The organism is Mesobacterium pallidum (assembly GCF_019966535.1).
Taxonomy (GTDB): Bacteria; Pseudomonadota; Alphaproteobacteria; order Rhodobacterales; family Rhodobacteraceae; genus Mesobacterium; species Mesobacterium pallidum.
In genome coordinates this window covers 46,084-56,615 of record NZ_JAIMID010000028.1, presented here as the reverse complement: position 1 = coordinate 56,615, position 10,532 = coordinate 46,084, and the positions used below count along the sequence as shown (strand labels likewise).

The 10,532-nt window shown below is 64.8% G+C and carries 10 protein-coding genes and 2 pseudogenes; 5 read left to right on the top strand and 7 right to left on the bottom strand.

The features are described from left to right. From MF270_RS25610 to MF270_RS25590, 5 genes and pseudogenes are all read left to right on the top strand, one after another. Positions 1–366, top strand: a pseudogene (locus tag MF270_RS25610) (IS3 family transposase); the annotation flags it as partial. Continuing rightward, positions 360–527: pseudogene (locus MF270_RS25605) on the top strand (ABC transporter permease); the annotation flags it as partial. The pseudogenes MF270_RS25610 and MF270_RS25605, both read left to right, overlap by 7 nt. Further along, positions 524–2,119 (top strand): dipeptide ABC transporter ATP-binding protein, encoded by a 1,596-nt coding sequence (locus MF270_RS25600; RefSeq protein ID WP_238368489.1) that lies wholly within the window; start codon positions 524–526, stop codon positions 2,117–2,119. The pseudogene MF270_RS25605 and the gene MF270_RS25600, both read left to right, overlap by 4 nt. Positions 2,120–2,135: 16 nt before the next feature. Beyond that, on the top strand, positions 2,136–3,467 hold the full coding sequence (locus tag MF270_RS25595) for a lyase family protein (RefSeq protein ID WP_238368488.1): 1,332 nt from the start codon (positions 2,136–2,138) through the stop codon (positions 3,465–3,467). A gap of 163 nt (positions 3,468–3,630) precedes the next feature. Next, the gene (locus tag MF270_RS25590) at positions 3,631–3,849 is read left to right on the top strand and encodes a fumarylacetoacetate hydrolase family protein (RefSeq protein WP_238368487.1); all 219 of its coding nucleotides are present in this window, start codon (positions 3,631–3,633) and stop codon (positions 3,847–3,849) included. A gap of 154 nt (positions 3,850–4,003) precedes the next feature. Here MF270_RS25590 and MF270_RS25585 read toward each other — a convergent pair whose 3' ends face one another. The 7 genes from MF270_RS25585 to MF270_RS25555 all read right to left on the bottom strand — a co-directional run bounded on the left by MF270_RS25585 (position 4,004) and on the right by MF270_RS25555 (position 10,528). Continuing rightward, positions 4,004–4,339, bottom strand: coding sequence for a DUF4286 family protein (locus tag MF270_RS25585; protein WP_238368486.1), 336 nt, complete (start codon positions 4,337–4,339; stop codon positions 4,004–4,006). 2 nt (positions 4,340–4,341) lie between these two features. Then, complete coding sequence (locus MF270_RS25580; RefSeq protein WP_238368485.1) at positions 4,342–5,460, bottom strand: serine hydrolase domain-containing protein; 1,119 nt, start codon at positions 5,458–5,460, stop codon at positions 4,342–4,344. A 32-nt stretch (positions 5,461–5,492) separates the two neighbouring features. Continuing rightward, entirely contained in the window at positions 5,493–6,242 is a 750-nt protein-coding gene (locus MF270_RS25575) for an SDR family NAD(P)-dependent oxidoreductase (RefSeq protein ID WP_238368484.1), read from the bottom strand. Positions 6,243–6,273: 31 nt separating this feature from the next. Continuing rightward, the gene (locus MF270_RS25570) at positions 6,274–7,014 is read right to left on the bottom strand and encodes an SDR family NAD(P)-dependent oxidoreductase (protein WP_238368483.1); all 741 of its coding nucleotides are present in this window, start codon (positions 7,012–7,014) and stop codon (positions 6,274–6,276) included. Beyond that, complete coding sequence (locus tag MF270_RS25565) at positions 7,011–8,114, bottom strand: Gfo/Idh/MocA family protein (protein WP_238368482.1); 1,104 nt, start codon at positions 8,112–8,114, stop codon at positions 7,011–7,013. The genes MF270_RS25570 and MF270_RS25565 overlap by 4 nt, the downstream gene beginning before the upstream one ends. 131 nt (positions 8,115–8,245) lie before the next feature. Then, positions 8,246–9,421, bottom strand: coding sequence for an LLM class flavin-dependent oxidoreductase (locus tag MF270_RS25560; RefSeq protein WP_238368481.1), 1,176 nt, complete (start codon positions 9,419–9,421; stop codon positions 8,246–8,248). 108 nt (positions 9,422–9,529) lie between these two features. Beyond that, positions 9,530–10,528, bottom strand: coding sequence for a dihydrodipicolinate synthase family protein (locus MF270_RS25555; protein ID WP_238368480.1), 999 nt, complete (start codon positions 10,526–10,528; stop codon positions 9,530–9,532). Between the last annotated feature and the right edge of the window lie 4 nt (positions 10,529–10,532).

Sequence of the window (10,532 nt, the reverse complement as noted above, 5' to 3'; positions counted from 1 at the left end):
GGTGACTGAGGAGCGCGACATCCTAAAAAAGGCCACCGCGTATTTCGCCAGGGATGCAAAGTGAGATACGCGTTCGTGGCCGAGCATCGCGGACAGTTCTCGGTGCGGGCGATGTGCCGGTGCCTGCGCCTCCAGCCGAGCGGCTTCTACGCCTGGCTGAAGGCACCGCTGAGCAGGCGGGCCTTGGAAGACAGGCGTCAGACTGAGTTGATCCGGCAAGCCTGGTCCGACAGCGGCAAGGTTTATGGCTATCGCAAGCTGCATGACGACCTGCTCGATCAGGGCGAGAGCATCTGCCCGAACCGTGTTGCGCGTCTGGCCAAGCTGGCTGGCATCAAGGCCGAGATCGGCTACCGGCGCCGACCCCGTCCTGGGGTCTGATGATCGCCGAGGGCAAGCAGGCGATGTTCTATCGGCCCTGGCTGGTGATCTTGCCCGGTATCTGCCTTTTCCTGCTTGTCATAGGCGCCAACCTAATGGGCGACGGGCTGCGAGACATCACCTCGCCGGAAGGGCGCAATGAATGACAACGCTTCTGGATATCGACCACCTAAAAATTACCCTACGCTCGCCGGATGGACCGCTTCATGTCGTGCGCGACGTGACACTGGCGCTGGATCGCGGCGAGGCCCTTGGGATCGTCGGCGAAAGCGGGTCGGGCAAGTCGATGACCGCCCTGGCCCTGATGCGGTTGCTGCCGCGCAGTGCCAAATACAGCGCGATCCGGCTAAGCTACGACGGACAGGACCTGCCGGCACTCGAGGACGTGGAATTCTCCCGGACGATCGCGGGGCCGCGCATCGGCATGATCTTTCAGGAACCGATGACCTCGCTCAACCCGGTCTACACCATCGGGCGGCAGATGACCGAAGCTGCGGTGGCGCGCGGCCTGCTGTCCTCCGCCGCGGCGCGCAAGAAGGCGATCGACCTTCTGGACCGTGTCGGCATTCCCGACCCCGAAGGCCGGATGAACCAATACCCGCACCAGATGTCGGGTGGCCAGCGCCAGAGGGTCATGATCGCCATGACCCTGATGCTCGACCCCGACCTGCTGATCGCGGACGAACCGACCACGGCGCTTGACGTGACGGTGCAGGCACAGATCCTCGACTTGCTGGATGACCTGCGGCGCGAACGTCAGATGGGGCTGATCCTGATCAGCCACGATCTGGCCGTGGTGGCGCAGCGCACCGACCGCGTGGCGGTGATGTATGGCGGAGAGATCGTGGAGCAGGGGACGGCACGGGACGTGCTGTTCGATCCCCGGCACGACTACACCCGCAGGCTTCTGGCAGCCGTGCCGCGTCTGGACGGGACGCCCGGTCGACCCGCCCCGACCTTGCCGAGGACCGACGAGGTGATCGTCGCCCGCGTCTACACGACGCGCAAGGGCCTGTTCGGACCGAAGCGCGAGATCCGGGCGCTGGACGGCGTGTCGCTGTCGGTCAAGAGGGGCGAGACCCTGGCGCTGATCGGAGAAAGCGGATCGGGCAAGTCGACCCTGGCGCGGATATTGCTGGGGCTCGACCAGGCGACCTCGGGCGATATCCTGATTACCGGGCGCCCGATCCACGACATCCCGGCGACGGAACGTGCGGCCTTTGTCCAGCCGGTCTTTCAGGATCCCTATACCTCGCTCAATCCGCGGGGGCGTCTGTCCGAAATCATCGCCCGGCCGCTGGTCCTGCGCGGCGAACGTGATCGCGCTGCCAACCTGACGGCGGTGCGCGAGGCAATGGAACGGGTCCGTCTGCCCGAACGGCTGATCCACACCTATCCGTCTCAGCTCTCGGGTGGCCAGAGACAGCGCGTGGCCATCGCCCGCGCCCTCGTCACCGGCCCGGAGGCGCTGATCTGCGACGAACCGACCTCGGCGCTCGATGTCTCGGTGCAGGCGCAGATCCTCGACCTGTTGGACGACCTGCGCGAACGGATGAACCTGACCCTGCTGCTGATCACGCATGACATGGCCGTGGTGCACCAGACTGCCGACCGCGTCGTCGTCATGCGCGACGGTCGGATTGTCGAGGAGGGCACTGCGGCGGCGGTGCTGTCCCGCCCGACCAGCGACTACACGGCGCGATTGCTTGCGGCGGCCCCGCGCTTTGAAATCGCATGACCTCCGAAGGAAGACCATGATGCTGAACATTCCGGCCCTGACGCCAGGCACCCTGTTCGCCCGCGAAACCCTCTGGCAGTCCTGGCTGGACGTAGAGGCCGCGCTTGCCGAAGTTCAGGCCGAAATGGGGGTCATACCTGAATCCGCCGCTCAGGGCATCCGCGACGCAGCACGGCTTGATGTGATCGGTATCGAGGCGCTGGAGGCCGACATCCGGGTCACGCATGCCCCGATCCTGTCGCTCACCCGCCTGCTGGCGCGCACGGCAGGCGAGGCGGGAGCCTATGTTCACTGGGGCGCAACGACGCAAAACGTGATGCAGACCGGGCGCATCCTTCTGGTCCGCGAGGCCGATCGCGAAATCCGCAAGGCGCTGGCCGGGGTCCTGACCCGGTTTTCGGATCTGGCCGATACACATGCAGACACGCTCATGGCGGGCCGGACCAATCGCCAGCATGCGCTGCCCATCACCTTCGGTTTCAAGGTTGCCGGCTGGATCGAAGAACTGACCCGGTCGGTCGACAGGCTGGATGGCGGGGCCCGACGCCTTTTTGCCTTGCCGTTCGGCGGAGCGGTCGGAGCGATGCATGCCTTCGGCGCCGAGGGGCGCGAACTCAATCGTCGGCTAGCGGCCCGTCTTGGTCTGCGCGAACTGCTTGTGCCCGGACGGACCAACAACGATCTTTTCGCTGACTATGTCGTCCAACTGTCGCTTCTGGCAATGACGGTGGAACGCATCGCATCGGAACTCTACCTGCTCATGACACAGGAGATAGGCGAGATCTCCGAGCGGCTCGATCATGGTACGGTCGGGTCCTCTACGATGCCGCACAAGATCAACCCGAAATACGTGGTTCGGGTTCTGGCCGACACGGCCGAACTGCGTGGCCTTGCCGCTCCCGCCATGGAAACGGGTCGGTCAAGCCACGAAGGCGACTCGGCCACGAACCAGCTTCTGGGCTCGATCCTGGATCGCGCGATCCCGCTGGCCTGGGACATGGCGCGGCGGTTTGAAGGGCTGATCGCCCGCATCGAAGTGAATGCGCCGGTCATGGCGCGCAACGCCAACCTGACTGGCGGCGCCATCGCCACGGAACGGCTGATGATGATGCTGGCCCCGATGATCGGTCGCGCAGAGGCCCACGATCTGGTCCATCATGCGATAGAGAACCACTCTGAGGAACAGTGCAGTGTCGCTGACGCACTCCGGAATGACAGTACGGTTCTCGCCCATCTCAGCGACGCCCAGATCGCCGAGGCGCTCGACCCTACGGGCTATTGCGGAGACAGTTCATCCATCGCCCGCGACGCGGCCATCGCGGGTCGGAGAACGGCCGAACGGTTGTAATGGACTTGCGCTGCTTTGGTGGAGAACCGTTATCTCACGTCCGCGGCCCAAAGGCCAATAACGGCCATTGCCGATGACGTGCCAATAGGTTTGACGGCCGAGGCAGCCCCGGGGAATATCAGTCGGTCCCGCTGAGCAACGACATCTCGCCCCGCCATGAGATGTGGCTGGCACCATCGTCGGGTCTGGCACTGTGTCGAACAACAACTACAAAGAGGTCGGATCGTCCTGCCTGGCCGAGGCGCGGATGATCGAGACCATCGAAACCGGCACCCCCAGCACCCGGTGCATGGAACCGGGCGATACCGTTAGGATCGAGATGTTCGATGCCGCAGAGCCATCCGGTTTCGGTGCCATCGACCAGAAGGGCGTCGCGGCCTGAAGCAAGGCAGACGAAGACTTGCCCTATCCGCCGACGCCGACGCCGACCGGATGATCTGACCCCGCCTTCCCGGATTGACAGGAGTGGCAAACGGACGGTTCCGGATGCATGTGCGGCGTATCAAGCGCCCGCATCAGGGCGTCATATCATTTGCTCACTGGGTCTTCCGCTCGGTTATGGGGTGGAAGAAATATGCTTCCCGGTGCTGATCCATCGCGTCGGAACGTGGCATCCTGTCGGTTCCGATCCAGTCCTTCAGGGGCCCGATGACGCTGTCCAGATCGTCCGTCTCGATCTCGTAGATCGCGGCGTATTTCCAAGGATAGGGCGGGTCGAGCCGTTGCTTGTCGCTTAGCGCGAAGCGTTGCGCGGCGACGATGCCGGGGATGGCCAGCACATCCTTGAGGTGCTGATTGTCATACCAGTCGTTATAGGCGTCGTCCCGACCTTCGACCGCATTCGTATAGACGATGAATACATGTTTCTGCATGGCTAGTTTCCCTTGCTATGACCCAGTGTTTCCCGGATCGCGTCGGCGACCTCGACCAGCGGATGATCGAGGCTTCCCCGTAGGTTCAGCATCCGGTTGTGGCAGATCGCTACCGCAAGCCGGTTCTTGCGGTCGGCCCAGGCGATGGACCCGCCTGCGCCGGGGCAGCAGATCGCCTCGGGGTCGCGGACGGCGGCGATCGGCGGCAGGGACTGCCCCTTCCAGAAACCGCCTTCGCTCAGCGGCATGGCCATGTCAAAATACACGGGATCAGGCCGGTCGTTGCCCTGACGGGACCGGCTGGCAGATGCGACCCGATCCGGCGAAAGCAGCCGTGTGCCGTCGAGGGTGCCGCCTTCGGCCAACATGGCCCAGAAGCGGGCCATGCTGCGCGCATTAGCGATTCCGCCAACTGCCGGAATGCAGGCGCGCCGGACGTCGGGCCTTTCGAACACGGGCGGCACCAGTTGGACATTGGACGGAACCGACCGGATGAAGTTGGACTCCAGCGGCGGCAGCGGATCCGAGGCGTTGTCGTTGCGCAGCACCGCTATTCGCGGTTCCACCCGCTCCGGAATGCCCAGCCAGAGATCGCGAATGTTCAGGGGCTGGCAGATCTCGTCCTGCACATACGTCCCGAACGGGCGATTCCCCGGATCGGTCCGCCGCACGATTTCGCCGACGATCCAACCATACGTCATCGAATGGTAGGCCGGATCGCCGCCGACCGGGAAGATCGGAGCAAGGTCGGCAATCGCCGCGCACATCCGGTCCCAGTCGCAGATCATCTCGGGGCTGGTCCCGTCAGGCATTTGCGGGATGCCGGTCCTGTGGGTCAGAGCGTCCCGTACCGTTGCCGTCTGCTTGCCATGTGCGCCAAACTCGGGCCAGTAGCGCACGATCGGCGCATCATAGTCGATCAGACCGCGTTCGGCCTGAAGATGCACGGCCGTCGATGCGACGGCTTTTGTGACCGAGAAGACATTGAACAGCGTGTCTCCGTTCACCGGGGAGCCGTGAGGATCTGCGATGCCGGCCCAGGCGTCGATGACCAGCTCTCCGTTCAGATATGCCGCGACCTGAATGCCCAACTCGCCACGGTTGAAGATCGCGCGGTGCATGGCGGCGGAGACGAGAGCATGATCTGCCATTGTCAGACCCTTAGTGCCGCGTCGATGCGCAGCGTTTCGCCGTTCATGTAGCGGTTCTCGATCATGAAGCAGACGGCGTGCGCGAACTCTGCCGGGTCGCCCAGGCGCTTGGGGAATTCGACCATGTCGGAGTATTCCGCAATGGCGTCGGGCGAAAGGGTGTGGAACATCTCGGTATTCATGATGCCGGGTGCGATGGTGCAGGCGCGGATCCCGTGTGGGGCAAGGTCGCGCGCAAGAGACAGGGTCATCGCGTGGATCGCCCCCTTGGACGCCGCATAGGCCATGCCGCCCGCGCCGCCGTCAAAGGCCCGGATGGAAGAGACATTGACGATCACGCCGCGCTCTTCGTCCGGTCCGATGCCGTCGTTCTGCGCCATCAACGCCGCCGCCTGGCTGAGAACAAGGAAGGTGCCGTTGACGTTGATGTCCATCACGCGCCGGAAGTCGGGCAGGGGATGCGCGCCGCCCTGCGAAACGGTCGGTGCCGAGAAAAAGACCCCAGCACAGTTCACGCAGGCCCGGATCGGACCAAGCCTTGCCACAATCGAGTTGAGACCGGCGATCACGGCGGGCTCGTCGGTCACGCTGGCGCTGACATAGGCGATATCGGGGTCCGAGGCGAAGTGGACGGGGGCCGAAGGTGCCATGTCGATGATGCCGACCCTTGCACCCCTGTCGCGCAATGCCCGAACGGTTGCCGCGCCAAGGCCCTGTGCGCCGCCGGTGACAATGCAGGTAATGCCGTTCATGTCCATCGGTTTGCCTTTCCAGTCCGGCCGCTCATGTTGCGATCGTCCGTGCCCCGTCGACCGTCAGGTCGTGTCCGTTGAGGAACGGGGTGTCATCGGACAGAAGGAAGACCGCGGCGTTGCCGATCTCTTCCGGTGTGCCCAGTCGCCCGGCGTAGTTCAGGCTTTCAAGATGCGCGGCGAGGCCGGGATACTGGGCTGTGTAGGTTTCGAACATCTCGGTGCGTACCGAGCCGGGCGAAAGCGTGTTGCACCGGATGCCGCGCCGCCCGAAGTCGGTGGCAATGGCACGGGTCATCGAATTGAGCCCGCTCTTCGAAATCACGTAGGGAAAGTGGCGGGGGCGAACTTGCGACGCTTCGATGGAGGAGACATTCACGATCGCTCCGCCGCCCCGCTCCAGCATTATCGGAAGAACCGCCTGGCACCACAGGAACGGCGCTTCGAGGTTAAGCCGCATGGTGTCGTGCCAGAGCTTGGCAGAGGTTTCGAGGATGTCGGCCTCGTCCACGCGCCCGGCGTTGTTGACCAGATCGTCGATGCCGCCGAAGACCTGCATGGCGGCAAGGACGGCTTGCGATGCGGCGCCGTCGGCGCAGATATCGAGGGTCAGCGGCGTGGCACCGATCCGCTCTGCGGCGGTATCCACCGACGGGTCGATGTCGACGGCCAGCACCCGAGCGCCTTCACGCCGACAGGCGGATGCGATGCCAAGGCCAATGCCCCGCGCGGCGCCGGTGACAATGATGGATTTACCGGTCAATCTGGTCATGCGATCTCCTTCGCGGTGTCTGGCACGCTTTGCGCCGTGCCCGTGTCGCTGGCCAGCTGAACCGCGTCCAGCAGGCGGTGGCAGCGCAGCGCATCGCCGAAATCCGGGACGGGCGCGGTGCGGTCTGCCAGCGCGTCACGGACCGCCAGATAGGATGCCGCGACGTTCAGGGCGGGGTTGGTCAGGGTCCCGGCCGGAAGGGGATGGTACCGCGACGGGATCTCGATCTCGTCAAGCGCGCCGATGCCTGTGCTGCGGAACAGCCGCAGGTCGGCCATCTGGATGCCCCGCCCGCCAGGGGTGGAGTGCAGCACCAGATCGCCCTTGGTGCCGCTGATCTGCAGCCTGATGCCGGTCCCAGTCCCCGGTGTGCCGATCAGGGTCAGCCCGGCCTCGGCTCCGCTGGCCATGGTGGCGCCGATCCAGCCGCGCGTGGCGGTTGGCCGGGCAACGCCGGACGGGGCGACCTCGGGTCCGCCTGTCAGGCGTGCGGTCACCTCGACCACGTCGCCCAGCATGAACCCGAGGGTGTCCAGCGAATGACCGCCGGGAATCGAGAGAAAATGCGCGCCGCTGTCCCGGTCCAGCAGGTACGACTGGCCGGGCGCGGAAAATCCCCAGGGGACCGAATGCAGCAGATGCGCGGCGGTGACGGTGCCGATGTCTCCCGCCGCGATCATGTCGCGGGCCAGTCGCACCGCCGGAGACCGCCGTGCCTGGAAGCCAACCACATGCGCAACCCCCGCCGCACGGGCGGCAGCCAGCATCTCCGCGGCCTCGGACGTGGTGCGCCCGAGCGGCCATTCGCAATAGACCGGCTTGCGCGCGGCCAGCGCGGCCAGCACGATGTCACGGTGTGCCGGGACACGGACGGCGACAGTCACCAGATCGACCTCGGGATCGGCGACAAGGTCTTGCGGTGCGCCGTAGGCCGATGAAATCCCGTACTTGTCCGCCGTCGCCCGAGCGGTTTCCGCATGCGCCGTGCTGACAGCCTGGGCCCGGACACCCGGAAGGGCAGCGAGTGCCGGCAGATGCGCGACACTGCCCCAGCTGCCGTTCGGGCTGGCACCGATCACGCCCACGCGCAGATCAGTCATGGCGAAGTGTGCCTGTCATCCGGATCTCCTTCCTGCGGCCACTATCGGCCGGCCCGCCGGCCCTGACGCCTGTCTTTCGTCGGGCAGGGGGCCGGTTTCAGGGCAAGTCGGCTGTGCCTCACAGAGTCAGATCAGGAGGCTTTCGCCGCCTTCTGCGCCGCATATTCGTCGGTGACTTTCTTGCGCGCGGCGGCGGCCTGCGGGGCAAGCTCGCCACGATGCCGCAGGGCGTGCGCCTCGGATTCCGCAAGGCTGGCGACATGGCCCTTGAACCGGGGCGCGACATAGCGCGCGAACAGCTCGTACGACCGGCGCGTGGCCTCGCGGTCGGCCCAGTCATGGGCCCAGAACAGGAAGGTGCCGAACCCGCCCGACTGGTCCCACAACCGTTCGATCTGGGCGGCGGCCTGATCGGGCGTGCCAACAATGGCGAACCCGTTTTCGTTCAGCGCATCGACATACTGATCCGTCGTGGTGGCGGTTTCCGGTACCAGACCAAGGGTGCCCACCTTGGTGTTGTAGTAGATCCAGTCCGGCAGGCCATGCGCCACGTCCTTGCGGGCCTGCGCCTCGGTTTCCGCGATGTGCATGGGGCCGACCAGCCGCCAGTTGCGCCGGTCCAGTGTCTGGCCGTTTTCGGCGGCGACCTCTTCGGCGATGGACCAGTTGCCGGACAGCGCCGAGATGCCGGCGACCTGCGTGGCGTTCAGCGTTAGCATCGACAGTCCGTTGCGCCCGGCCAGCTTGGGCCCGGACGGCGATGTCGTACAGGTCACCGCGATCTCGAACCCGTCCGGCGCATAAGGGCGCAGCTGGCATTTCGCGTCCCGCAGGGTAAACCAGTCGGTCGTCTTGCTGACTCGCTCGCCGCGCAGCAGCGGCAGAACGACGTCCAGGCTCTGCTCCATCCGCGGGCGCAGGTCGTTGGAATGCATCCCGTAGAGATAGGCGTCATAGGCGAGAGCGCCGGGCCCGAAGCCGAACATCATCCGCCCCCGGCTGAGATGGTCCAGAAGAAGCACGCGTTCGGCCACGTTGAACGGATGATGATAGGGCAGCGAAATCACCCCGGTGCCCAGCTTGATCCGGCGGGTTTTCGCGGCGACGTAGGACAGGAACAGTTCCGGCGAGGCGACGTATTCCCAACCGGTGGAGTGGTGTTCGCCCATCCAGACCTCGTCATATCCGAGGTCGTCGAGATGGACGCAGAGATCGACGTCCTGATGCAGGGTGAGGTTGGGGTCTTCGCGCGGGGAATGCACCGGAGAGATGAAGGAGCCGAATTTGAGGGGCCAGGTAACGGTCATGGGATGTCCTTTCGCAAATGATGTCTGGGTCGCGGCGACCGGTCCCGGACGCTTCGGCATCCGGGGGCACGCGCCCGTTGGCGTATGTCGTTTGGCGTTTGGGCCGGGTTACTGGGCGGCCATGGCTCCGGCTTCGTCGGGCAAGAGGCCATTGGCGTGAAGGACCGCGCGGGCGTGGGCCTTTTCCTCCTCGGTCGGCTGGACCAGCGGCGGACGCACAGGGCCCCCGGCAAAGCCGTAGAGCGTGGAGATGTATTTCATCAGAGTGAGGTGATGCACCCCCTTGGCGAGGTAACGGCTGTGCAGTTCATTTGCCACGCGCAGGATCGCGGTCAGCTTCTCTCCGGCTGTCGCCACGTCGCCGCTGTCGATGGCGTCGAAGAAGTCGCGGCAATTCGGACGCTCGGCCGTCTGCATGTACAGCGGACGGGACGACCCGATGATGAAGCGCGGAGTCAGGTGCGGCATCGCGGTCTTGCCGAAGAAATAGTATTCCTCTAGCGGAGCGCTCACCTGGATGCGGTCGCCGACAGCAAGCGCCATGGCGGAATATTTGTCGAGCGAGAGCGAGGCTTCCTTGGCCGCGGCGACAGTCTCGATCTCGGCGATGCGGTCCATCAGGTCGGGGGTTATGTAGAACCCCAGCTCGTGCAAAGTGGTCGTGTAGGTGGCAATGGCGATGTCGACCGAATCCGCCAGCCGCTTGTAGAAGTCGAGCACCCCGTCGTCATTTCGCGGGCCGTAATAGGGCGGCCAGCACATGATCATGTCGGCCCCATTCGCCTGCGCATGCTTTGCCAGGTCGATGCTGTCCTTGATCGAGGTGTGGGTTATGTTCACGACCGACTGACCGCGCCCGTTCTGCGCGCCAAGGATCGTTTCTGTCACCGCCTTGCGTTCGTCGAGTGTCTGGGTCCAGAACTCCTGATAGAGCGACCCGACATAGAGCCCGTTGACACCGGGAAGCGCGAGGAATTTCTCGGTATTGCAGCGCAGGCCGTCGAAGTCGATCTCGCCATCCGGCGTCAGGGCCGTGGTGGTCGTGACGGAATAGCCCACAAAGTTCTTCTTGACCCAGTCTTTGGCCTCGGATCTGGAATATTTCATCTTG